General features: G+C 63.9%; 21 protein-coding genes. 6 read left to right on the top strand and 15 right to left on the bottom strand.

Annotated features, from left to right (window positions below):
• Positions 1–70: 70 nt before the first annotated feature.
• The 3 genes from GGD61_RS12740 to GGD61_RS12750 all read left to right on the top strand — a co-directional run bounded on the left by GGD61_RS12740 (position 71) and on the right by GGD61_RS12750 (position 3,826).
• Positions 71–1,858, top strand: coding sequence for a NirA family protein (locus tag GGD61_RS12740; RefSeq protein WP_177237169.1), 1,788 nt, complete (start codon positions 71–73; stop codon positions 1,856–1,858).
• Complete coding sequence (locus tag GGD61_RS12745) at positions 1,855–3,468, top strand: sulfite reductase subunit alpha (protein WP_092258037.1); 1,614 nt, start codon at positions 1,855–1,857, stop codon at positions 3,466–3,468. The genes GGD61_RS12740 and GGD61_RS12745 overlap by 4 nt, the downstream gene beginning before the upstream one ends.
• A gap of 205 nt (positions 3,469–3,673) precedes the next feature.
• Positions 3,674–3,826, top strand: a complete 153-nt coding sequence (locus tag GGD61_RS12750) for a hypothetical protein (RefSeq protein ID WP_165637618.1) — start codon at positions 3,674–3,676, stop codon at positions 3,824–3,826.
• A gap of 127 nt (positions 3,827–3,953) precedes the next feature.
• Here the strand turns inward: GGD61_RS12750 and GGD61_RS12755 are convergent, their stop codons facing one another.
• Genes GGD61_RS12755 through pxpB form a run of 3 tightly spaced genes read right to left on the bottom strand, consistent with a single transcriptional unit; the run spans position 3,954 to position 6,523 of the window.
• Positions 3,954–4,724, bottom strand: coding sequence for a LamB/YcsF family protein (locus tag GGD61_RS12755; protein WP_018317990.1), 771 nt, complete (start codon positions 4,722–4,724; stop codon positions 3,954–3,956).
• Between the two features lie 33 nt (positions 4,725–4,757).
• The gene (locus GGD61_RS12760) at positions 4,758–5,795 is read right to left on the bottom strand and encodes a biotin-dependent carboxyltransferase family protein (RefSeq protein WP_092258039.1); all 1,038 of its coding nucleotides are present in this window, start codon (positions 5,793–5,795) and stop codon (positions 4,758–4,760) included.
• Positions 5,792–6,523, bottom strand: a complete 732-nt coding sequence (pxpB, locus tag GGD61_RS12765; protein WP_092258043.1) for a 5-oxoprolinase subunit PxpB — start codon at positions 6,521–6,523, stop codon at positions 5,792–5,794. Before pxpB ends, GGD61_RS12760 begins: the two co-directional genes overlap by 4 nt.
• A gap of 258 nt (positions 6,524–6,781) precedes the next feature.
• Here pxpB and GGD61_RS12770 point away from each other — a divergent pair, with 258 nt between their 5' ends.
• Together GGD61_RS12770 and GGD61_RS12775 are read left to right on the top strand one after the other, a co-directional pair.
• Positions 6,782–7,480, top strand: coding sequence for a ribonuclease activity regulator RraA (locus GGD61_RS12770; RefSeq protein WP_018317993.1), 699 nt, complete (start codon positions 6,782–6,784; stop codon positions 7,478–7,480).
• Between the two features lie 15 nt (positions 7,481–7,495).
• Positions 7,496–7,900 carry a cupin domain-containing protein gene (locus GGD61_RS12775; RefSeq protein WP_018317994.1) on the top strand — a complete coding sequence of 135 codons (405 nt, stop codon included), beginning with the start codon at positions 7,496–7,498 and terminating at the stop codon, positions 7,898–7,900.
• A 143-nt stretch (positions 7,901–8,043) separates the two neighbouring features.
• Here GGD61_RS12775 and GGD61_RS12780 read toward each other — a convergent pair whose 3' ends face one another.
• The 7 genes from GGD61_RS12780 to GGD61_RS12810 all read right to left on the bottom strand — a co-directional run bounded on the left by GGD61_RS12780 (position 8,044) and on the right by GGD61_RS12810 (position 17,003).
• Positions 8,044–8,400 (bottom strand): hypothetical protein, encoded by a 357-nt coding sequence (locus GGD61_RS12780; RefSeq protein ID WP_183230755.1) that lies wholly within the window; start codon positions 8,398–8,400, stop codon positions 8,044–8,046.
• A gap of 157 nt (positions 8,401–8,557) precedes the next feature.
• Positions 8,558–9,814 carry a hypothetical protein gene (locus GGD61_RS12785; protein ID WP_183230756.1) on the bottom strand — a complete coding sequence of 419 codons (1,257 nt, stop codon included), beginning with the start codon at positions 9,812–9,814 and terminating at the stop codon, positions 8,558–8,560.
• A gap of 16 nt (positions 9,815–9,830) precedes the next feature.
• Entirely contained in the window at positions 9,831–11,408 is a 1,578-nt protein-coding gene (locus tag GGD61_RS12790; protein ID WP_092258052.1) for a CHAT domain-containing protein, read from the bottom strand.
• Entirely contained in the window at positions 11,405–14,197 is a 2,793-nt protein-coding gene (locus GGD61_RS12795) for a PAS domain-containing protein (RefSeq protein WP_183230757.1), read from the bottom strand. The genes GGD61_RS12790 and GGD61_RS12795 overlap by 4 nt, the downstream gene beginning before the upstream one ends.
• A 458-nt stretch (positions 14,198–14,655) precedes the next feature.
• Entirely contained in the window at positions 14,656–15,519 is an 864-nt protein-coding gene (locus tag GGD61_RS12800; protein WP_183230758.1) for a DUF2147 domain-containing protein, read from the bottom strand.
• A gap of 201 nt (positions 15,520–15,720) precedes the next feature.
• On the bottom strand, positions 15,721–16,209 hold the full coding sequence (locus tag GGD61_RS12805; RefSeq protein WP_183230759.1) for a hypothetical protein: 489 nt from the start codon (positions 16,207–16,209) through the stop codon (positions 15,721–15,723).
• Between the two features lie 14 nt (positions 16,210–16,223).
• A complete protein-coding gene (locus GGD61_RS12810) occupies positions 16,224–17,003 on the bottom strand; it encodes a transporter substrate-binding domain-containing protein (RefSeq protein ID WP_183230760.1) in 780 nt (259 codons plus the stop codon).
• 126 nt (positions 17,004–17,129) lie between these two features.
• On the opposite strand from GGD61_RS12810, the gene GGD61_RS12815 reads away from it, so the two are divergent.
• Complete coding sequence (locus GGD61_RS12815) at positions 17,130–17,627, top strand: DUF1993 family protein (RefSeq protein ID WP_183230842.1); 498 nt, start codon at positions 17,130–17,132, stop codon at positions 17,625–17,627.
• Between the two features lie 64 nt (positions 17,628–17,691).
• Here GGD61_RS12815 and GGD61_RS12820 read toward each other — a convergent pair whose 3' ends face one another.
• The 5 genes from GGD61_RS12820 to GGD61_RS12840 all read right to left on the bottom strand — a co-directional run bounded on the left by GGD61_RS12820 (position 17,692) and on the right by GGD61_RS12840 (position 22,459).
• Positions 17,692–18,219: a hypothetical protein gene (locus GGD61_RS12820; RefSeq protein WP_177237172.1), complete on the bottom strand. Its 528-nt coding sequence runs from the start codon at positions 18,217–18,219 to the stop codon at positions 17,692–17,694.
• Between the two features lie 259 nt (positions 18,220–18,478).
• Positions 18,479–19,468: a hydroxyacid dehydrogenase gene (locus tag GGD61_RS12825; protein ID WP_183230761.1), complete on the bottom strand. Its 990-nt coding sequence runs from the start codon at positions 19,466–19,468 to the stop codon at positions 18,479–18,481.
• Between the two features lie 34 nt (positions 19,469–19,502).
• On the bottom strand, positions 19,503–20,603 hold the full coding sequence (locus tag GGD61_RS12830; RefSeq protein ID WP_018318005.1) for an ABC transporter ATP-binding protein: 1,101 nt from the start codon (positions 20,601–20,603) through the stop codon (positions 19,503–19,505).
• A 6-nt stretch (positions 20,604–20,609) separates the two neighbouring features.
• Positions 20,610–21,521, bottom strand: a complete 912-nt coding sequence (locus GGD61_RS12835) for a carbohydrate ABC transporter permease (protein WP_018318006.1) — start codon at positions 21,519–21,521, stop codon at positions 20,610–20,612.
• Complete coding sequence (locus GGD61_RS12840) at positions 21,521–22,459, bottom strand: carbohydrate ABC transporter permease (RefSeq protein WP_018318007.1); 939 nt, start codon at positions 22,457–22,459, stop codon at positions 21,521–21,523. Before GGD61_RS12840 ends, GGD61_RS12835 begins: the two co-directional genes overlap by 1 nt.
• Positions 22,460–22,514: the final 55 nt, after the last annotated feature.

A 22,514-nucleotide genomic window follows, 5' to 3' on the forward strand; every position in this document is an offset into this window, starting at 1 on the left:
CAGTTCCTCGCGGGTCGCGCCAATGTCCGTCGATGCCACCCAGGTGGCCGCAGGAGCTTCGTTACCGACCATGAAAATCGATACGCTCGCAGTCGACTTTACCGACGAGCAGAAACGCTATCTCGAAGGTTTTACGACCGGTCTGCAGATCAGCCGGGTCGGTCGCGGTCTCGGCGGCGGAGGCGGCGCCGGCAAGCCGAACGCCGAGCCTGTTGGTCCCGATGCCGTGCACATCAAGGCGCAGGACAAGGTCATCGCGTCGGGCAAGAAGCTCGCCGACCAGGAGAAGTTCAAGCGCGACGAGCATCCCTTCGATGCTTATCCGCGGCTGCGCCAGCAAGCGCTCGACAACACGCCGCCGAGCCCGGCGGACAATTTCCGCTGGCGCTATTACGGCATCTTCTATGTCGCGCCGACGCAGGACTCCTACATGAGCCGCCTGCGGATTCCGAACGGCATCATGAAGCACTGGCAGATGTCGGGCCTTGCCGATCTCGCCGACGAGCTCTGCGGTCCCTACAGCCACGTCACGACGCGCGCCAATCTCCAGCTTCGCGAGATTCCGCCGAAGAATGCCGTGAAGCTGATCGAGGGTATCCAGGACCTCGGCCTGTGTTCGCGCGGCTCCGGCGCCGACAACATCCGCAACGTCACGGGTACGCCGACGGCCGGCATCGATCCGCAGGAGATCATCGACACGCGGCCCTATGCGCGCGAATGGCACTACCACATCCTCAACGATCGCTCGCTCTACGGCTTGCCGCGCAAGTTCAACGTCGCCTTCGACGGCGCCGGCAAGATCGCGGTGCTCGAGGAGACCAACGACATCGCCTTCACGGCGTATGAGGTGAAGGACGGTTTTGGCGTCGAGCCCGGAATCTGGTTCCGCCTCGGCCTCGGCGGCATCACCGGCCACAAGGACTTTGCGAAATATTCCGGCATCATCGTCAAGCCGGAGCAGGCGACGGCCGTCGCCGATGCCATCGTGCGCGTGTTCATCGACCATGGCGACCGCACCAACCGCAACAAGGCGCGGCTGAAATATGTGCTCGACGCCATGGGCCATGACGGCTTTCTCAAGCTTGTCGAGGAACGGCTGAAGACGCCGTTCACGCGTGTGCCGGAAGAGGCGTTCGCGCCTCGGCCCGCGGCGGACCGCATGGCGCATGTCGGCGTGCACAAGCAGAAGCAGGACGGTCTCAACTGGATCGGCGTGTCGCTGCCGCTCGGCAAGCTCAGCTGCGATCAGATGCGCGGTCTCGCTAAGGTCTCGCGCGACCTCGGCGACGGTGAGATCCGCCTGACGGTCTGGCAGAACCTGCTGATATCAGGGGTGCGCGACGAGAACATCGAACTCGCCATCGCTGCCATCAAGCAGATCGGGCTCGCGGTCGAGGTTTCGCACATCCGCGCCGGACTGATCGCCTGCACCGGCAACGCCGGCTGCCGTTTCGCGGCGTCCAACACCAAGCGCAGCGCGGCCGAGATCGGTGATTGGTGCGAGCCGCGCGTCGCCATGGACAAGCCGGTCAACATCCATGTCACTGGCTGCCACCATTCATGCGCACAGCATTACATCAGTGATATCGGCCTGATCGGTGCGCGCGTGCCGGTGAACGAGGACGACACGGTCGAGGGCTATCACCTCTTCACGGGTGGCGGGTTCGGCCCCGACGCCGATGTCGGGCAGGAGGTCTATCACGACCTCAAGGCCGAGGACGCACCGAAGACGGTCGAAGGACTGCTCAAGGCCTATATCGCCCATCGCTCGTCACCCGACGAAACCTTCCTGTCCTTTGCGCGCCGCCATGACGGCGAAACGCTGCGCAAGCTTGCCGATGCACAGGTGTCCGCATGAACCAGATCACGCCTCCGCCGAAACTCGATATCATCCCCGCCAGCGCCCCGTTCTCCGACGCGCAGCGCTCCTGGCTGAACGGCTTCTTTGCCGGGCTGTTGTCGCCTGATGTCGCCGCGCCGCTGTCAGCGGAGCAGGGCGCCGCCGTCATGCAGGGCGCAGCCGGCGACGGTGACGACGGCGAGGCGCCCTGGCACGACCAGACCATGCCGATCGCCGACCGGATGAAGCTTGCGGAGGGCCGTCCCGTCCGCCGCAAGATGATGGCGGCGATGGCGCAGCAGGATTGCGGCCAGTGCGGCTACAATTGCTACGACTATTCGGAGGCGATCGCGGGCCGCAGCGAAGCACGGCTCAACCTCTGTGTTCCCGGCGGCAAGGAAACCGCGCGGATGCTGAAGTCGCTGTACGAGGAGCTGGACAAGGCGCCGGCGGCCAAGGCGGCGGACAAGACGGACGCGGTGACCGCGCCGGCCGTGACCGTGACGATCGCGGAGCCGGGCCGCTCGCGCGACAACCCCGTGACCGCGACCTTCCTCTCGCGCCGTCTGCTCAACAAGGGCAAGTCCGAGAAGGAAACCTATCACGTCGAGTTCGATCTCTCCGAGAGCAAGCTCGACTACGTCGTGGGCGACAGTTTTGGCGTGTTCGCGCGCAACGAGGTCGGCCTCGTCGACCAGATCATCGCGCTGCTCGGCGCCTCCCACACCACCAAGGTCAACGGCAAGACGTTGCGCGAGGTGCTGATCGACGACGTCTCGCTGTCGCCGGCACCCGACACGCTGTTCGAATTGATCTCCTTCATCACCGGCGGCGCGCAGCGCGAGAAGGCGCGGGCGCTGGCGCAGGGCGAGGATCCCGACGGCGATGCCGCCACGCTCGACGTCATGGCGGCGCTGCAGAAGTTTTCGGGTACGCGGCCGCATCCGGAGGCTTTCGTCGAGGCGCTGGAGCCGCTGCAGCCGCGGCTCTACTCGATCTCGTCCTCGCACAATGCGACGCCCGGAAAGCTGTCGCTGACCGTCGATTCCGTGCGCTACGTCGTCGGCAAGCGCAAGCGTCTCGGTGTCGCCTCGACCTTCCTCGGCGAGCGCATCACAGAAGGCGAGAATCTCAAGGTCTATGTGCAGAAGGCGCACGGTTTCGGCCTGCCGCAGGACCCGAAGACGCCCGTGATCATGATCGGTCCCGGCACCGGCATCGCGCCGTTCCGTGCTTTCCTGCTCGATCGCAAGGCGACCGGCGCGCCCGGCAAGAACTGGCTGTTCTTCGGCCATCAGCGCAGCGATTGCGACTTCTTCTACCAGGAGGAGCTCAATGCGATGAAGACCTCGGGTCTGCTGACGCGCATGTCGCTGGCCTGGTCGCGCGACGGCGAGAAGAAGTTCTACGTGCAGGACCGTATGCGCGAGGTCGGCCGCGAGGTGTGGACCTGGCTCGCCGAAGGCGCGCATCTCTACATCTGCGGCGATGCCAAGCGCATGGCCAAGGACGTCGAGCGTGCGCTGGTCGACATCGTCGCCCAGTTCGGGGCGCGTTCGACCGACGAAGCCGTTAGTTTCGTCGCCGAGCTCAAGAAGACCGGCCGCTTCCAGGCTGACGTGTACTAAGGCGATCGTCGGGCTACTGTCATCCGAGCCGGTTCCAACCGGCTCGAATTTGAACGAATAAGATTCTCGGAACCTGCACCTGGAGAGAATTTACGTCTGCGATGCGGCCGCTTCGGAGGAGGCGCATCGCTATTTCCTCCGGCATCTTGCCTCCCGCCCTGGTTGATCCCTCATAATCCTACAAATGGGGCGTTGGAGATCGACCATGCGCGAACTATCGGCGGAAGCCAGGCTGCACTTCTACGCGCGCTCGCTCTCGCGTCGGACCGGGGCGAGCATGCATCATTTCGCGCTCTACAGTGCGTTTGCCGTGATCGCGGCGATCGTGTTCGGCACGTTGTCGATACACCCGTTCTAAAGATCCTGCTCGGTCTCGTAGGGTGGGCAAGCGAAGGTGCCCACCGCCTGTGTCAATCAGACAGAGATCGTGGGCACGGCGCTATGCGCCTTTGCCCACCCTACGGCACCGCGGCACCTGATGTGCCTCACGCCCCGCGCTTGAACGGCGCCACTTCGATCCCTGCATCCTTCAACGCCTGACGCAAGGTCCGCGCGATCTCGACGGCGCCGTGCGTGTCGCCATGAATGCACACCGTGTCGGTGCGCATCTTGATGACCTTGCCCGTCACCGAGACCACCGCGCCGTCCTGCACCATGCGCACCACGCGGTCGGCAATCGCCTTGGCGTCGTGCAGCACCGCGCCGGGCTTCTTGCGCGAGACGAGATTGCCGTCGTCCTCATAGGCGCGGTCGGCGAACACCTCGTGCACCATCGGTAGATTGGCGGCTTCGCCGGCCTTCACCAGCTTGGAATTGGCGAGCACGACGAAGATCAGGCTGGGATCGACCGCCCGGATGCCGGCGGCGATCGCCTTCGCCGTCATGTCGTCCTCGCAGGCGACGTTGGAGAGCGCGCCATGCGCCTTCACATGCGTGACCTTGTGGCCGGCCGCGGTCGCAATCGCCTGCAATGCGCCGATCTGGTAGGCGACGAGGTTCTCGATCTCGGACGCCTTCAGGCCAGCGATCGGATGGCGGCCGAAACCGTGCAGGTCGCGATATCCCGGATGGGCGCCGACCGAGACGCCGCGCGCCTTCGCCAGTTCCACCGTCCGGCGCATGATGTCGGGGTCGCCGGCATGGAAGCCGCAGGCGACGTTGACCGAGCTTGCGAGCTCGATCATCGCGGGATCGTTGCCCATCTCCCACGCGCCAAAACCTTCGCCGAGGTCGCAATTGAGATCGATTGTCTTCATGGGTTGCCTCTCTGCCTCTGGTCGTCGTGTCGTTTATGGCTCCGCCGTCACCTGCCAGGTCCCGGCATCCACGGCGCTCACAGCATAGCCCGCGACGTTGGCATCGCTGAGCGCCTCGATGTTGAGCGCGACGGTGTCGGCAGAGCGCAGGCGATCGGGCAGGTTGCGGATCAGTTGCGCAAATTTCCTCGCCTCGTCCTGCGCCTCGGCCATGCGCACAGCCCTGAAGCGGAACGCGGTTCCGGCCGAGGTCTGGGCGAGGCGGCCGACGTCGGCGGTGATGACCGTTGCGATCTTCGGATAGCCGCCGGAGGTGCCGCGGTCCATCATCAGCGCGATCGGCGAGCCGTTGCCGGGCACCTGGATGCTGCCGTTGACCGTGCCGTCGGAGACGATGTTATGGCCGTGCAGATGCTTGATCGCGGGTCCTTCGAGCCGGTAGCCCATGCGGTCGGAGGTCGCCGAGATCTTCCACTCGCTGTCCAGGAACAGCGCCTTGTTGGCGTCGTCGAACTCGTCGTCCTGCGGCCCCAGCACTACGCGGATCGGACCGCTCACGGGGTTTGGCAGCTCGATCCGCAATTCCGGGGCGCCGCTCGCGGCATCGACCGAAAATTCATCACCGGCCTGGAGCGGGCGCGGGTAGGGGCTGCCGAGGCCCGCGCGGGCATTCACGGCGAGACTGCCGAACACCATCTCGCCTTTGATGGCGCCTTCGATGGCGAGATAGGTGAACGCACCGCCGCGGGCAAAGCCCAGCGTCAGCGTCTCGCCGTCCTTCAGCGTCACCGATGTGTCCATCGCGACCGGGTTCCCGGCGACGTCCGCATTGCGCGGCGCGCCTGAAATTGCAACACGGACGGCGCCATCGCGCGCGGTGAAGGCGGCGCCGAACGGGCCGATCTCTACAGTGGCCGCGAACGGCTCGTTGCCGACCAGCGTGTTCGCCGCAGCCAGCGACAGGCGGTCCATGGCGCCGCTGACCGTCAGACCATAGCGCTGTGCGCCGTGGCGTCCGCCGTCCTGCACGGAGCTAGCCGGGCCGATGCTGGCGACGACGAGCCGGCTCATGCGTCCACCTGCTCGGCGACGATCTCGCCGGCTTCCGCAGCGCGGTCCAGCTCCTCGAAGGTCTTGTGATCGATGGAGAAGAACGTCACGCGGTCACCGGGTTCGGTGAGGAAGGTTGGATCGCGGTGGAGCTGATAGGTTCTGACCGGCGTGCGGCCGAGCAGATGCCAGCCGCTAGGGGCGGCGAGGCACTGGATCCCGGCCTGGACGCCACCGATCGAGATCGTGCCGGCGGGCGTCAGCAGCCGAGGATTTTGCCGGCGCGACATGTGCAGCGATTTGTCGAGGCCGCTCAGATAGGACCAGCCCGGCGTGAATCCGATCATGGCGACCTTGTAGTCGCCGCCCGCATGCCGGGCGACGATGTCGTCGGGCGTGGTGCTCAGCGCCTTGGCGACATCCTCGAGGTCGATGCCATGCTCGCCGCCATAGGCGACGGGAACGCGCCAGCGCCGCGCCTTGGTCACCGGCGGCGGCGGCTGGATGGCAATCGGCAGCAGCTTGTCGCCGAGCGCATCGAAACCGATCTTGCCGGGATCGTAGTGCACCAGCAGCGAGCGATAGGTCGGCACAGTCTCGGTGATGCCATCGATCGGGCTTGCTGCGAGCGCCTTGTCCAGCGCCAGCACGCGTTGGTTGGCATCGTCGTCGATGGTGCGGCTGAACTCGACCGTGACGGCGCTGTCGCCACTGGGCAGAAGGCGGGGCGGGGGGAGCGTCGCGGCCATTGAGCTGTCGAAGAGCTGTCGAAATCGGGCTTTTGCGGGAGCGGGCTCGACCTTGAGTTCCGCCTCACCCCTGCTTCGCGTAAATGCGCCCGCAAGTCCAATAAATTAATGCGGGAGGCCACGATAAGGCTTTGTTATCGCGTCGCATAACAGCCCACCGGCCCTGCATTATTGATAGCCTCTTGGCCCTTGACGCAAAGCGCCCGGCTCGCAAGATGCGCTCGTTCTTTCCCGCCCATCCGGAGCTCGTCTGTTTCCATGTCGCTGTCCCCCGAAGCCCGCAAGATCCTCGCCGGCATCACCACTGCCACCATCACCACGGTCCTGCTGAAAAAGGGCCTGCGCAATGTGTGGATGCGGGGCGCGCGGCCGCTGCGCCCCGGCCTGCCGCGTCTGGTGGGGCCGGCCTTCACGCTGCGCTTCGTGCCGGCGCGCGAGGATCTGGCGACGCCGGAATCCTGGTCGTCGCCGATCTCGACCCGCACCGCGATCGAGGCGATGCCGGAGGGCTGCATCGCCGTGGTCGATGCCATGGGGATCACCGATGCCGGCATCTTCGGCGACATCCTCTGCGCCCGCATGATGAAGCGCGGTGTCACCGCGCTCGTCACCGACGGCGTCGTGCGTGACGTCGAGGGCGTGCTCGGCACCAACCTGCCGGTGTGGTGCGACGGCTATGCTGCGCCGCCTTCGGTCGCCGGCCTGACCTTCGTCGGCTGGGGCGAGCCGATCGGCTGCGGCGGCGTTGCCGTTTTTCCGAACGACATCGTGGTCGCCGACCAGGACGGCTGCGTGCTGATCCCGCAGGCGATGCTCGAGCACGTGCTCAACGAGGGCGTCGAGCAGGAGCGGATGGAGGCCTGGATCGTCAACGAGGTTAACAACGGCGCGGTGCTGCCGGGCCTCTACCCCATGAACGCGGAAACCAAGGCGCGCTACGCCGCCAGCAAGAAGTAACGAAGCGAGGACCCCATGGAGATCACTGTTGCCGGCACGCGGCTGACCCGCCGCGCGCCCAAGGAAAACTTCACCGGTACCGTGTGGCAAGACCCCATCATCATGGCGCCCGCGCCGGCACGGCTGAACTGCTCGCGCGTCGCGTTCGAGCCCGGCGCGCGCACCAATTGGCATCACCATCCGCTCGGGCAGACGCTCTACGTCATCTCCGGCGTCGGCCGCGTCCAGACCAAGGGCGGTCCTGTCAGGGAGATCCGCCCCGGCGACACCGTCTGGATCCCGCCGGGTGAATTGCACTGGCACGGCGCTTCGCCGACCAACGGCATGTGCCACATCGCCATGCAGGAGGCGCTCGACGGGACCTACTCGACCTGGCTGGAGCCGGTCACAGACGCGGAGTACGGCGCGGCGCTGGGCTGAGGCATTTGTGTCCCGGACAAGACGCATCGCCCCAAGGCGATGCGCCGCCGATCCGGGACTCAGAACTGCCGAACGAGCAAGGAAGCTGGGTCTCGGCTCGGCGCAGCAACGCTTCGCGCTGCTGCTTGTCCGGGACACGGCGCCTACATCCGTTCCGCCGTCCAGGTGCCCGTGCACAGCGCGCCGCGCCAGGTGCCGGAGCCCGAGGTGCCGCTGAGCCGGCCGAAGCCGACGGCGCGCTTGATGCCGGTGCTCAAGGTGACGTTGATGCTGCCGGCATCCGCCACACGGCCCGATGCCGTCACCGCGGCGCTGGTCGATGCGATCTGCCCATTGTTGATACCGATCGCGACGGTGGCGCCGTTGCCGCAGGTCTCGCTCGAGGACGAGATCCGCACGTTCCAGGCGCCGTCGAAGCTGGTCGATGCTGCATTTGCCTGTCCGCCGAGCAGGGCGGCGGCCCAGATCGCGGCGAAGATACCCTTGCAAAGATGTCGCATGACACGCCCCATTGGCTGAACCTGCGGGGCATCGTGTCACGACATGGGGCGGACCGATGTGAGGGGTGTCACGGATGCGGTCGGACGGTCCAACGCGAACGTGTCCGAGCGCCGCCGCATCAGCCGGGCAGAGCCGTGAAAGCTGGCGTTCGTGCCATCACCTTGCTTTCGCGGTGCGATCGATCACGCGCGCCAGCGAGACGGCGGAGTTTGTATCGACCAGCGGGGCCTTGCCGACTGTCTTTCGCAATGCGAACGCCTCGGACGCAAAAAGCTTGTCCGGATCATCAGGGGCGTCCTTGATGCCGGTAAGCAGGCGGATCTGCATGCCCTTCAGGAGCTCCGTCACGGCCGGTTTGGCGATTGACTTGTCTTTGGGGTCGGCCAGGAGTGCCTCTTCCCAGCCGCGGTGAGCATTCTTGGGTGTCACGCGCTCCACAAGCTTATCGTAGCTGGTCTGGTAGGCGCCGATAGCCACGAGGCGATCGTTTTCGGCGAGCTCAGGCGAAGTGATCACCTCGGAGCGCAGAGTCAGCATCTGCTCGTCTGCATGCTCCAGCTCCCGCTTCATGATGCTGCTTGCAACACCCTGCCAGTGTCGGTGAAATCCGAGCTGCGTGAGAGGGTTGATCGTATCAGGTCCCTCGGGCAGCAGGCTGGCCGTGAACTCTATGGCCAGGAGGCAATAGTCCAGGCCAGACACGCGCTGACCGTCCAGCAGCAATCTGTCGTCGCTCACCACCAGTCGCTTGGCAACCGCTTCGTCGAGATCGGAGCCGGCAACCAGGAGATAGCCGCTGCGGCCGAGCGCATTGCCGTCGGCATAGGAGAACAAGGGCGTGACGATGTTGAGTCCGAACAGGCCCGCGACCCGGTCGTAGATCTTTTCAGCCACGCGCAACCCGTCGGAAACGCCCGGCGCGAGCCCGGTCTGTGTGGTCAGGTCGGCCGCCAGTTGCAGGACCTGTTGCGCGACGTCGTGAAACGGAAGGCGGAACAGCCCGACGAACAGGGACAAATTGTCCTGCTTCATGGGCGCGCGCCTGACCGCGTAGATATTCTTGAAGTCGACATACCCCGGAGCGGCACCGGCGGCCTTCAGCTGAGCTGCGATCTCATCATTGCTCAGGATCGTGGGTCGGCGCTGACGTCCGTCGCCGAAGCTGAACTCGGTGAGCACGACGCCGAGCGGAAGGAACGAGCTGAAAAACTTGCCGCCCTCTCGCAAGCCCATTTCAACCATGCGCACGCCGAAATAGCTCGCTTCGGGCTGGAAGGTCTGTCCCGCGGTCATCGCGTTGCCACCGCTCGACGCGACGTAACCGACATAGGGGCGCCGCAACTCGCGGCTCGCCCAGTGTTCCACGACGTTCTTGAGTGTGGCCCAGACTGTCATGACATCCTTCCACTCCAAGCAGCTCAGTGGTTGCTCACTGGCAGCGAGCTGCCCAATCGGTCGACTGCGCCAGCAAGATCGGTGAGAGCCAGATCGGACTTTCTTCGTCGTAGTTCAGGCTTTCCCACGATGCGCGACAGGCTTTGCGGAACGCGACGCAAACGGACCGCGTCTTGTGGAGTTCGTCATAGAACTCCCTGGCGAACTGCGGCGCGCGTTCGTCCTCGACATTCCATCGGAAGCCCAAGGCGTAGGGGATTCCGTTCATCACCAGTTGCTGAACGCAGCCCTTCGAGATGCCACGGCAGGCCGAGAGGTAGACCAGTGTCGTCGTTGAAAGCCCGTCGGATGCCGCCACCCTGTCGAGCTTCAGGCCGACCGCTTGCTGCGGTTGCAGTCCGGGAAGGACGAGGGTTGCGGTTTTCTGGCCATCGCTCCAGGCGTGACCGGCGTAGTGGAGAATGGTCGGCCGGAATGCGTCGAGCTGCTTCAGCAGATAGGGGGCGGCCTCGCCCGGAGGGGCGTCCGACAAGTTGACGACCTTCAAATCGAAACAGCCCGCGGCACCCAGCTCTGTCACGTGCTTCAGTTCGGTATCGATATTGCCAAGCTTGTCGAATTTCTTGCCATCGCAGATCGCGCTGTCGAGCTTCAGATCGGGATGTTCGCCGATCTGAGAACGAACGAACATCAGTTTTGCACCCGGTTTGATCCGCGCCCGCTCGCTGGCCCTTCCGCGGACGAAGGATGGGATGCGCCGGACGATCGGTGCATAGAGCAGCACGAATGGCCCATTTTCCTCCGAGAGATAACGTACACTCGCCTCGAAGGGCACCGGATAAAAGCCTGCGTCGCTGATGACGAACCGAAACGACAGTCCCACCAGCCCACCCGCGGACTTCTCGATCTGCGAGAACAGATGTTCGCCGATCGCTTTGACAACGAAGCTCTTGAACAAGCGTGTTCCGATGTCCCGCGTTTGGCCGAGCCAGTTGTTCAGCGGCATCTCATCGCGCGCATAAGTCTGAGCGGCAGATTTGAGGTCATCGAGATCGCTGATGGTGTTCCAGCGAAGCATAGGAGAGCCGTCTTCACCCGTTCCGAGCCGGCATTCCACCTTGGCGCTATGGATTTCGATCTCGATCACGCGGAACGCGCCCGGAATCGCATCCGTCTCATCGGGATGCCCGGTGAGCATCGCAATGAACGGGCGCAAGATCCGATGCCGGTGCAGCTGCAGCGCGTCCATCGGCAGGATCAACGCATTGCCTGCTGCTCGGCACTCTTCCTCCAGGTCTGCGCAGGTCCCGAACGAAGGTGCGATGACCAGCACGGAGGTGTGGGGGTCCTGGGCCAGGACGACGGTGTTGAGCACGTGCTTCGCGCCAAGGGTCGTGCGTGTGTCGAATACGGCGCTGGGGTCAGTCGGCAACCGGGCGTCGAGCACGAGCAATTCAGTCTCATTCGCGATGAGCCACTCGCTAGTCTGGTCCGGGGTCATCAGAGGCTTGTCGTACAAGTCCTCCAGGGCCACTCCGGCCGCCAGCAGATGTCCCCGCAGGGTTTCGAACATGCTTGGTTCGGCGGTGGCTATGGCAATCTTCGCTGTCATACCGGTACCTCCTGCACGCACAATGGCAGGTTGAACTCGAATCCCGCGCCGTCCAGCTCGATCAGATCGCCGTCGTGCTGCTCGGCAGCCTTGCGTATCGCCTCGATCGCGATGCTAGCCATCTGCCGTGCCCGGTGCTGGCTCTGCTCGATCGGATCCGCCGCCGACGGTGCCAGAGCGTCGACAATCGTCGCGGGCAGGCGCATGGACACCGAGAGGCGATGCGGCGGCCGTTCCGCGATCGTCACGGTCAACCTGTCGTTCGGCGTGATGCGCAACAACAGCAGAGAGCTGAGGGCGGAGCGAAATGCAAAGCTCAACCTCTTCGTCCATCCCTTGACCAACACCGGATGACGCATCGCAATCTGGTCGACGAGGTCGATCGCGGCACGATCCTCGACGGGAAGGCCTTCGACCTCGTGATAAAGCACTTCCAATACGTCGAATTGCTCGGGGGCCTCCTGCGGCGTCTGCTGAACGGTCAGACGATCGGACAGACGTTCGAAAGTCAGGTCGGCCCTCAGCAGGTGGTTGGCGGCCTGCTCGAGCAGCTCGGCGCAATTTCTCATGAGCTCTGGTTTGCTCAGGAGCGATGCGGCGCCGCGCAGCAGGCCGTCGGCCATCAACAGCGGGGCGCGGGTCTCGCGTGCAACGGCCGTGACGGTCTCTTCCAGATATCCCCAGTCGCTCTCCCGGCTTTGGTCGGCAAGGCTGGTGAACAGCCAGAGTTGATGACCATAATCGTCATTCAACGGCTCGCGATTTGCGAGAGTCGTCAGCTCGGTGCGCGGTGCGTCGCCGATCGTCAGGTGGATGTGAAGACGGTGCTGGATCCCGCATTCCGACAGTTGCACGGAATCTTCGCTCCGGGCGCCAAATGACGAGAGCTTCTTGTCACGCGCCTGGCCGAAGATGTTCTCGGCTGCTCCATTCATGTGGCAGATTGTCCCAACGGCGTCCACGATCACGGCCGCCTGCTCGATTCTATCCATGAGCGCGTGCTCGATCGCTTCGTGCCAGCGAGCCGCAAAGATCTGTTCGCAGTCGGCGGCGAGGCCACTTGCCGCGTCCTGATCAGGCCCACGGAACGCGTTGAACTCCGATGATTCCATGTCCAGGATCAGTTCGATCTTGCCATTCACGAATAGGGGGACGGTCATGGCGGATCGCTGATCGGGTGCGGTTTTGATGAAGCCGTAGTTCCGCTCGGTATCGCCGATGTCTGGAACAACCAGAATGTTCCCCTTGGCCAGGCAGCTGCCAAGCATGCCGCTGGACAGCTCCTGGGTGTACTCGGCCCTGCGGTCAGGAGCTTTCACGAGCAGGTTTCGGTCGTTCTTGACGTGCTCGGCGACCAGCACGAACTTGCTGCGGCGGCGATCGACCCGGAACACGCCGACATACTCCCAGCCCAGGCATTTCGTGGTGCCTGTGGCCAGCAGCTCAGCGATGGCGCGTGCGCTCGCGGCCTTGTTCAAATCGTCCTTGAGTTTGCGCAAGGCGCGTGCCTGGGCGTGTTCCATGGCGGCGTCTGCGGCCTGCAAAATCTCCTCGACGCCGAGATTTTGCAGCGTGCGCAGGTCCGAGGCCGTGTATTTGTGCTTGCGGGACAGCAGAGCCAGCGAGCTTCCAAACCGGCCTCCGGCTTTGCGGATCGGCAATACGATCATCGACTCGAATTCGTCGGCGATGATGGCCTTGCTCACCGGATTATCCATTTCCTCCGGATTGAGGCGCTCGACGAACGCGGCCAAATTGTTGTCCCACGTCTTGCCCTGCTCGAGCCAATCGATCACGCCGGGCGGCACCTTGAACCAACGCGTGCTCCACTCCCAGCTGGGTCTGGGAAAGACGGTGACCGCTCGCCAATAATCGCTGAGATCGTTGTAGACCCCGAACGTGCTCATTTCGAATGGGATGACCTTGCCGATGACCTGGAGCGTTGCCTCGATGATCTCTTGCGGATCATCGTGCTCGGCTAGAATCGTCTTGAGCTCACGACGGGCGCGATCTTCGGCAAGAGGAGCGAACAACACCAACAGCCCTGCCGAGCTGTTCGGTGCTTCCATGTAAGGTGTTCCGCTCACCCTTGCCAGAACGGAACGACCGTCTTTCGGGCGGAGCCTGACGAAGCTCGAGAAGCCCGTCTGCTTGGTGATCCATTCGGCGAACAGGTTCGTCGCTCCCTCGTCCTCGGGTCCGAATACGAGGGAGAGGGACATCTCCTTGAGTTCCGGTTCCGAGAAGCCCAGAACCTGCACCGCGCGCTCGTTTGCGAACCGGATCTTGCCTGTCAAGTCGGTGCGGAGCACGCCATCCTGCAAGGCATCGAGGCGGCTCTGCTCAGCGCTTTGGTCGAGCAGAAGTGCGTAATTGCCCGGCTTCCCATCCTCGTCGCGCAACGGGCCAATCTCGACTCTGACCTGACGAACCGTTTCGTCGGTCTGGATGTCCGCGCGCAAACTCGTGTTGTGATTTGCCCGGAGGGCCATGCACACGTCGGCTGCACGGGGTCCGAACAATCCGGAGAAAGCAGCGCCGCGCCTGCCGGGAATGAGCTTGTCGAATGCCGCATTCGAATAGACGATGCGGCCGTCGTTCGCCAGTTCGACGAAGGGAATCTCGCTGTAATGTGCGGCTTCATCGAGCGCGTCATACCGATCCGACAATACGCTCAGCATGGTATTTTGCGATTGCAGGATTTTGCCGACGGTCTGAGCGTCGAAACCGAACTCCGAAACCAGCATCCGCGCTTGCTCGTTGACCAGTGGCTGCAGCGCGGTCGTCAAGCTCGTCTGCCGACTTCGGAGCGCGCCGATCACATGGCGTCGTATGCTTTCCTCCGACATCAACAAGCCGGGGCCCCAGTCACCTGAGACTAGCGATGGCGTCGCACGGAGTTCCTCCATAACAACCTCGCTCGCTTACGCAACTATCGGCGCCGAAAGAAGATCGGCAAATGACTTTTTCGGTTTACTCAATCTCGGCGAAACGGTGCCGACTGCGCGGTAGACAGGTCGCAAAGGGTCTGGCGATCAATCCAGACTAGAAGCAACTTCGGCGGGCAGAGTATGAAATGGTTCACAATGGGGGCATTTGAATCGAGCGGTCCTACGACACGAGGCCCCGGCTCGCATGGGCGGGGATAGCGACGACTATCCCGGCCAGTCGGATCATAGATTGCAGGTTGTGTGACGAAAACGTCAGCCTACCTGCGCCACGTTGGCTCACGTGCAATCAGCGCCGCTCAATTCACCCGCGTCCAGGTCTGGCCGCCGCAGAACATGCCGCCGAAGGCGCAGCCCTGCACGCGCAGGCGATCGGTGCCCTTCATCGCGATCGTCGAATCGTAGGTCGAGCCGGAGTTCGGATCGAGGATGCGGCCGGACCATTTCTGGTCCTTGCTGGGCTTCATGTTGATCAGAACCTGCTCGCCATTCTGGTTCGATTTGGAATCAACCGAGTAGCCGCAGAGATTGCTGCCGCATTGCTCGATGCGGACCTTGCCTTCCTTTTCCTCGGTGAGCCAGACGCCGAGCGGCGAGCTGAGGTCGCGCGTGGCCGCGGCTGCCGGAGCCGGCGTGGCTGCGGCCGCCTGGACGGGAGCGGCGGCAGGCGCCGGAGCAGGCGGCGGAGGCGGCGCCGATGGCGCAGTAGCGACGGTCGGAGCGGGCGGTGGCGCCACGGTGGGCGCTGCCTGCTGCTCAGCGGGCGCAGGGGCCGGGGGCGGCGCAGGCGGCGGCAGCACGGCCGTGTCAGCCGGCGCGTTGGTGGCGGTCGTGGTCGGCGGAGGCGCCGGCGGTGGTGGCGCAGGAGGCGGCGCCACGGCCGCACCAGCCGCGGGCGCCTGCACGGCTGCGGGCGGGGCGGCGGGAGCGGGAGCTGGAGCGGCTGGTGCCTGCGGATCGACCGTGGCCTGCTGCGGCGCCTGGTCGTTCTTCTTGGCCTTCTTGGCCTTGGCCTGGCCGGTGTTGTCGTACACGCCGGGAATCTGCACCGTGCCGCGGTCCGGATCGATCCGGATGGTGCGTCCGCCATATTCGAAAGTGTACTGTGCTTGAGCAGCTGTACTCGCCAACAGGAATGCGGCCGCGGCCAACAGCTTCCTCATTTCCATCTCCTGAGCAGATAGTCCCCGGACCGACGCTTACGCCCCGGTTCGATCTTCAAAAGTGATCCAGATCACTGTCCTCGGTATAAGTCGTGCGCGTGCCGACCTTGGTTCAATAACGCCGAACTCTGCCCGGAGTTGGGCAGGGCGGCCCCGCTCGAATTTGGCGCGCCTGAGCGGCGAAGATTCAGCGCGCCGCGTCTACCTCCGCGGACAACCCGCATTGGCGGCCTGGTGGGCGCGGGCAAGCGCTGCGTCGTTCGCCTTGTCGGCATGAACATCGACCGAACCAACGAGGCAGGCCTTTGTGCCATCGATCGCGAACACGGAGAGCTCCTGGAGCTCCTTCTCATCCTCGCCGACCCGTCGCCAGGTGCGGATCACCGCGGCCCTTGGCACGCCGGCTCGCATGATCCATTGCACCTTTTCGCCGAACGACTTGCCGGCGCCGCGCCATTGCGCGGTCGGCCCGGACACCTTCTCGATTGCGCTCCGAGGCGCAATCGTGACCGATACGATATTGCCTTCGTCGGCAAAGCTCACCACGTAACCGGCCGGACCCGGGCAGGTCCACAGGCCGAGTTCATTTGTCGACTCGTCCTTGCAGGCCGGCCCTGTCGCGGGCGTGAACTTCGTCTTCGCGACCGCACCGTGGACCCCGCCGATCCCGAGCGCGATTGCGATTGCCAATTCCCGCCGCATTGCTAGTCGAACCACGCTGCATAGATCTTCTTGTAGCTGCCGTCTTCCATCGAGATATGCAGCCATTGGTCGACGAAGGCCTTCAGCGCCATGTCGCGCTGGAGCCAATAGGCCTTCTCGGAGAAGTCGAACGGTTTTTCGGGATGCACCGCGCAGAGCACGCCGGCGTGCTGCTTCTGCTGGTAGCGCGTCTCGGAGGCGTCCGTCATCATCAGATCGGCGTTGCCCTTGGCGATCTCGTCGAAGATCACGGTATTGTCGGAGAAGACGGTGATCTCGGCGTCCTTGATGTTGGCACGCGCAAAGCGCTCGTTGGTGCCGCCGGGATTGACGATCACGCGGGTGCCCTTCTTGTCGATATCAGGGAGCGTCTGGTACTTGCCGACGTCGGCGCAGCGCGCGATCGGCGTCTTGCCTTCGCGCATGATCGGCGTCGAGAAGAAGCCCTTCTTCTGCCGGTCGAACGTGACCGATACGCCGCCCATGGCGATGTCGAACTGGTCGGCCTCGAAATCCTTCATCAGCTTCGGCCAGGCCGTCGGCACGAACTCGACCTTGACCCCGAGCGCCTTGCCGAGCGCCTCCGCCATGTCGACGTCGAAGCCGCTGAATTTTTGCGTCGCCTTGTCCAGATAGGTGAAGGGCTTGTAGTCGCCGGTCATGCCGACGCGCAAGGTGCCGCGCTTGACGATCTCGTCGAGGCGCGAGGGCGCCTGCTGCGCGTAAGCCGAAAGGTTTGCCAGCAACGCCACGGCCGCAGCCGCCAAGATTCGAACAGCCATCCGTGCGATCATGTCTTTTCCACCCCTGCGCGAGCTGTCATTGTGCAGCTCTTGAGGGGTGGATTTAGACCAGATGCCAGTCGCTGGCGAGATGGAATTGAAGGGAATCCGGACGTGACGATCTCGATGTACGAGGCCTCTGTCGGCCTCTTCGTCCCGCATTTGCGCAACCTGTCGGGACTGCTCGACAAGGGCGTGGCGTATGCGGAGGCCCGCAAGTTCAATCCGGCCGTTCTGCTCGGTGTGCGGCTGGCCCCGAACATGTACGATCTGGCGCAGCAGGTCGGCGAGGCCTGCCGGCATGCCGTGGTCGCCCCGGCCTTGCTGGCGGAGCTCGAGCCGGTGGCGCTGCCGGCGCTAGAGCACGACATGGCCGGACTTCAGGCGCGGATCGCAACCTCGATCGAGTTCATCGAAAGCCTGCCGCGTGCGGAGATCGATGCGGCGGCGGAACGGAATGTCTTCTTCAGGCTGAAGAACGGGACCGAGCTGCCCTTCACCGGGCGAGCGCTGCTGCTGACGTTCAGTGTCCCGCAGTTCTTCTTTCACGTCACGACCGCCTACGACCTGCTGCGCCATGCAGGTGTCGAGCTGGTGAAGAAGGATTATTTGGGAAGGAAGTAGTTGCCGAGGCTCGGTGTGCACCTCTCCCTTCGGGAGAGGTGCACGGAGACCTGGGGTCGGAGCGCTAGGATTCGCCCTTGCGCTCGTAGTCGGCGAGCGAGCTGCGGCCGGCGATCTCGCTGCGCAGCTGCTCGAAGCGCCTGTTCGCCTCGTCCTGCTGGACGTCGACGAAATGCACCGCGGCCTCACTCGTCATGGGGCCGCTGACCACGGGCGTGGACTGTTCGCCGATGGTCTCGTGGACGTAATACTGGCCGTCATCGCCGCGATGGACCGTCCATTTCAGCCGGATCGTGACCATCGGGCCGGGGCCGACCTTGCTATAGCCATCGGCGTCGGTGTGCTCCGGCACCAGCGGCTGCTCTTCGACCATTGGATGCTCGTCGACTGACTGATGCTCGTCGACCGACGGATGCTCGTCGACAGCCGAATACTCATCGACGACCTGATGCTCGTCGGGGTCCACGTGCTCGCGCTCTCCGGCAACCACGATCTCCGTCTCGGTCTTGCGAATGACGAGGACGGGCTCGGGGTGCTCCAGGATGCTGGCGATGGTTGCCAGCGCGTGGTCGGTCGGGTCGATCTCTGACAAGGGTTGATCCTCCAGCTCGGCACGGCCGGCTAGTCCTGTCCCGCTGCCGCCGCGCTTCCGTCACCATTACGCGCGCTTGATTAAGGCTGAGTTGGGGCTCGATCTGCACCAAAATGGGACGCATTCTGGCCTTCCGAAGGCGGGTGGACCAAGCATGATCCGGAAAAGTGCGCAGCGGTTTTCCGAAAAGATCATGCTCAAACAATAACTAAAGCGCGATGACGATTCATCGCGCTTTGTCCATCCGCTTTCGGCTTGTTCAGCCCAGCACGTCCTGATTGATGATGTTCTGCCGGATGGGATCGCCGTCCAGCACACTCAGGATGTTGCGCGCGGTCTGCTCGCTCATGCGGCTGACCGCCTCCACCGTCACGCCGGCGACGTGCGGGGCGATGATGACGTTGGGCAGCGCGAACAGCGCGTTGCTGACCGGCGGCGGCTCCACCTCGAACACGTCGATGCCGGCGCCGGCGAGCTTGCCGGAGACCAGGGCGTCGTACAGCGCGGCTTCCTTCACGATGCCGCCGCGCGCGGTGTTGATGAGATAGGATTTCGGCTTCATCCGGCCGATCCGCGCTGCATCGAACAGACCGAGGGTTTCCGGCGTCTTCGGGCAGTGGATGGTGACGAAATCGGCGTGAGGCAGCGCGGCGTCGAGGTCGGCGACGGGCTCGCAGCCGGCGGCCTTGATCTCGGCGGCTGGCTTGTAGGGATCGTAGACCTGCACGGTCATTTCCATCGCCAGGCACCGCTTGGCGGTACGGCTGCCGATGCGGCCGAAGCCGATGATCAGCACGGTCTTGCCGTACAGATCGAACGGCAGCATGCCGAGCCGGTCGGCCCATTTGCCGTCCTTGACGCAGGCGTGCAACTCGTTCGCGCGCTTGGCCAGCGTCAGCATCATGAACAGCGCCTGCTCGGCGACCGAGGGCGAGTTGGCGCTGCCCGCGACCATCAGCGGCACCTTGCGGCGGGAAAGGGCGGGCACGTCGACGGCGTCGTAGCCGACGCCGATGCGGGTCACGACCTTCATGTCTTTGGATGCCTCGAGCTCGGTCTCGCCGAAGGCGGTGGCGCCGAGCGCCACGCCATGGACCGGCGCATGGCTCTTCAGCAAGGCCTCGAAATCCCTGGCCGAGATCAGGTTCGCAAACTCGACGAGCTCGATATCGTCCCGCTGGGTGAGGAGGGCGCGTGCCCCTTGCGACAAAGTTTGTGTAACGAAAATCTTCTTCTTGTTGGTCGCCATCGTCCCCTGCCTGCGCGAGTTTCTTGGGCCGGCGTCACAACACGACGCCGGTCGCCTCGTTTAGCAGGTGCATGTTATTGAGGTCCATCGCCAAACGCATGGGTGCCCCGTCCTTGGCGCCGGCGTTGGGATCGACGCGGCCGCAGATCGGCGTGCCCTCGAGCCCGAAATAGACCAGGGTCTCCATTCCCATCGGCTCGGTGACGTCGAGCACGGTCTCGAAGGTCTCGACGCCCGGCCCCAGATGCGCATGCGACTCGGTGAGATGTTCGGGCCGCAGGCCGAGCAGCAGCTTGTCGGTGCGCGGCAGCGCGTTGTAGCGCGCCGCGCGGGCCGGCGGCAGCGCGAACGCGATGCGGTCGGTGAGCCGGATCTGGAGCGTGCCGCCGGCGTCCTCGAGCCGGCACGGGATGAAGTTCATGGCGGGCGACCCGATGAAGCCGGCGACGAAGCGCGTGGCCGGCTTGTGGTAGAGCTCGTTCGGGGTGCCGATCTGCTCGATCTTGCCCTTGTTCATCACCACCACACGGTCGGCCAAGGTCATCGCCTCGACCTGGTCGTGGGTGACGTACACGGTCGTGGTGCGGACCTTCTGGTGCACCTTCTTGATCTCGATCCGCATCTGCACGCGCAGCTTGGCGTCGAGATTGGACAGCGGCTCGTCGAACAGGAAGACTTTCGGGTTGCGCACGATGGCCCGGCCCATCGCGACGCGCTGGCGCTGGCCGCCCGAGAGCTGTTTCGGCTTGCGGTCGATCAGGTCGGTGATGTCGAGGAGGCGGGCGGCTTCCGTGACCCGCGCCTTGATCTCGGCCTTGGGATAATGCTTCAGGCGCAGCCCGAACGACATGTTCTCCGCGACCGTCATGTGCGGATAGAGTGCGTAGTTCTGGAACACCATCGCGATGTCGCGGTCTTTCGGCGGCACGTCGTTGACGACGTCGCCGCCGATCATGATGTCGCCGTCGCTGATGTCCTCGAGGCCTGCGATCATCCGCAGCGTCGTCGACTTGCCGCAGCCGGAGGGGCCGACCAGCACGATGAACTCGTGGTCGGCGATATCCAGATCGATGCCGCGCACGGCTTCGACGTCGTCGTAACGCTTAACCACTTTCCGCAAAGCAACGTCAGCCATGAGACATCAACCCTTTGTCGCACCGGCGGTCAGGCCGGCAATGTAGTAGTCCATCAGGAAGGCGTAGATGATCAGCGGCGGCGCCGCGCCGAGCAGCGCGCCGGTCATGATCTGTCCCCAATTGAAGACGTCGCCCTTGATCAGCGTCGTGGTGATGCCGACCGGCAGCACCAGTTGGTCCACCGAGGTCGTGAACACCAGGGGATAGAGGAACTGCGCCCAGGATACGGTGAACGCGAAGATGGTCGCGGCGATCAGGCCGGGCAGCGCGACGGGGATGAATATCCGCGTCAGGGTCTGCAGCCAGGAGGCGCCGTCGATCAGCGCGGCCTCGTCCAGCTCCTTCGGGATCGAGGCGAAATAGCCGATCATGATCCAGGTGCAGAACGGCACCGTCAGCGTCGGATAGATGAACAGCAGCACGTACCATCTGTTGAGCAGCGTGATGCCGGTGATGTCCTGGACCATTCCGAGCACCTTGAACAGGGGAATGAACAGAAGACTGTCCGGGATCAAATAGGTGAGGAAGACGCCGGTGGCCAGCGTCGCAGAGCCCCAGAACTTCATCCGGGCCAGCGCAAAGGCGGCAGGGATGCTGATCAGCATCGTGATGATGACGACCACGATCGACACGATCGACGAATTCCAGAAGAAGCGCAGGAACTGGTTCGAGCTCAGGAGCTCGACATAGTTCGACAGCGTCGGATGGAACACCCACCAGGGATTGGTCGCCGCCGATATTTCCGCGCTGCTCTTGAGCGAGGTGATCAGCATGTAGATCGGCGGCGTCAGGAAGAAGATCGCAAACAGCACCAGGAAGAAATAAGACCAGCGCAGCGCCCAGGTGCGGTCGCGGCTCATGCTGCCGTATTTGATCTTGCGGGAGGGGCCGGCCTTGTCGATTGCAAGCGTGCTCATCAGGCTTCATTCCCGCGTTTGTTGACATCGCGCAGGATGAAGATCGCTGCGACGGCGAGGATCGGCACCATGAACAGGGAGACGCAGGCGCCGAGCGGAATATCGCTGCTCTGGATGCCGACCTGGAATGCCCAGGTGGCGAACAGATGCGTTGTATCCAGCGGGCCCCCTGACGTCAGGATGCGCACGATGTCGAAATTGGCGAAGGTCACGATCAGCGAGAACAGCGTCGTGATGGCGATGATGTTGCGCATCATCGGCAGCGTCACGTACCAGATCCGCTGCCACCAATTGGCGCCGTCGATCGCCGCGGCCTCATAGAGCTGTTCGGGCACGGATTTCAGCGCGGCGAGGTACATGATCAGGAAGAACGGCGCGCCGTACCAGACGTTGACCAGGATGACGGAGAAGCGCGCCCAGAAAGTGTCGCCGAGCCAGGGGATCGGACCGACGCCGAAGAAGGACAGCGTGTAGTTGAAGGCGCTGTAGGAGGGATCGAACAGCCACAGCCAGGCCAGCGTGCTCATCGCCGGCGGAATCACCCAGGGCACCAGCAGCATGCCGCGCCATTTGCGCTGCTTCTTGCCCGGAATGTTGTGGACGAAATGCGCGACGATGAAACCGATCAGCGCCTTGAAGACCACCGCGGTGATGGCGAAGATGCAGGACTGCCGCACCACCATCCAGAACGTCTCGCGCTTGAACAGGAAGGTGAAGTTGCTGAGGCCGACGAACTTCGTCATCGCCTTGTTCAGCGTCGCGAGGTACACCGAGTAGAAGGCGGGGTAGAGCACGAGCAGGACGATCAGAAGGATCAGCGGAAGCGTCAGGAAGAACGCCACCGTCGATTTCCGTCCGAGCGCGTTGCGCAGGCTTGATCCCTTCCGCGCGCCCCTTGCACGGACGGCGCGACCTTGCTCGACGACGACATCGGCCATCTCAGCTTCCTTGAATCAGCTCTATTGGATCTACTTCTTTGTCCAACCGCGAAGC

The organism is Bradyrhizobium sp. SBR1B, from assembly GCF_014198205.1.
Classification (GTDB): domain Bacteria; phylum Pseudomonadota; class Alphaproteobacteria; order Rhizobiales; family Xanthobacteraceae; genus Bradyrhizobium.

Bases quoted from the DNA above. Each gene is read 5' to 3' on its own strand.
- GGD61_RS12750 (WP_165637618.1), top strand. From the start codon at position 3,674: ATGCGCGAACTATCGGCGGAAGCCAGGCTGCACTTCTACGCGCGCTCG.
- GGD61_RS12800 (WP_183230758.1), bottom strand. From the start codon at position 15,519: ATGAGGAAGCTGTTGGCCGCGGCCGCATTCCTGTTGGCGAGTACAGCT.
- pxpB (WP_092258043.1), bottom strand. From the start codon at position 6,523: ATGGCCGCGACGCTCCCCCCGCCCCGCCTTCTGCCCAGTGGCGACAGC.
- GGD61_RS12825 (WP_183230761.1), bottom strand. From the start codon at position 19,468: ATGGCGACCAACAAGAAGAAGATTTTCGTTACACAAACTTTGTCGCAA.
- GGD61_RS12760 (WP_092258039.1), bottom strand. From the start codon at position 5,795: ATGAGCCGGCTCGTCGTCGCCAGCATCGGCCCGGCTAGCTCCGTGCAG.
- GGD61_RS12745 (WP_092258037.1), top strand. From the start codon at position 1,855: ATGAACCAGATCACGCCTCCGCCGAAACTCGATATCATCCCCGCCAGC.
- GGD61_RS12775 (WP_018317994.1), top strand. From the start codon at position 7,496: ATGGAGATCACTGTTGCCGGCACGCGGCTGACCCGCCGCGCGCCCAAG.
- GGD61_RS12835 (WP_018318006.1), bottom strand. From the start codon at position 21,521: ATGAGCACGCTTGCAATCGACAAGGCCGGCCCCTCCCGCAAGATCAAA.
- GGD61_RS12755 (WP_018317990.1), bottom strand. From the start codon at position 4,724: ATGAAGACAATCGATCTCAATTGCGACCTCGGCGAAGGTTTTGGCGCG.
- GGD61_RS12810 (WP_183230760.1), bottom strand. From the start codon at position 17,003: ATGGCTGTTCGAATCTTGGCGGCTGCGGCCGTGGCGTTGCTGGCAAAC.
- GGD61_RS12770 (WP_018317993.1), top strand. From the start codon at position 6,782: ATGTCGCTGTCCCCCGAAGCCCGCAAGATCCTCGCCGGCATCACCACT.
- GGD61_RS12790 (WP_092258052.1), bottom strand. From the start codon at position 11,408: ATGACAGCGAAGATTGCCATAGCCACCGCCGAACCAAGCATGTTCGAA.
- GGD61_RS12780 (WP_183230755.1), bottom strand. From the start codon at position 8,400: ATGCGACATCTTTGCAAGGGTATCTTCGCCGCGATCTGGGCCGCCGCC.
- GGD61_RS12815 (WP_183230842.1), top strand. From the start codon at position 17,130: ATGTACGAGGCCTCTGTCGGCCTCTTCGTCCCGCATTTGCGCAACCTG.
- GGD61_RS12840 (WP_018318007.1), bottom strand. From the start codon at position 22,459: ATGGCCGATGTCGTCGTCGAGCAAGGTCGCGCCGTCCGTGCAAGGGGC.
- GGD61_RS12740 (WP_177237169.1), top strand. From the start codon at position 71: ATGAAAATCGATACGCTCGCAGTCGACTTTACCGACGAGCAGAAACGC.
- GGD61_RS12830 (WP_018318005.1), bottom strand. From the start codon at position 20,603: ATGGCTGACGTTGCTTTGCGGAAAGTGGTTAAGCGTTACGACGACGTC.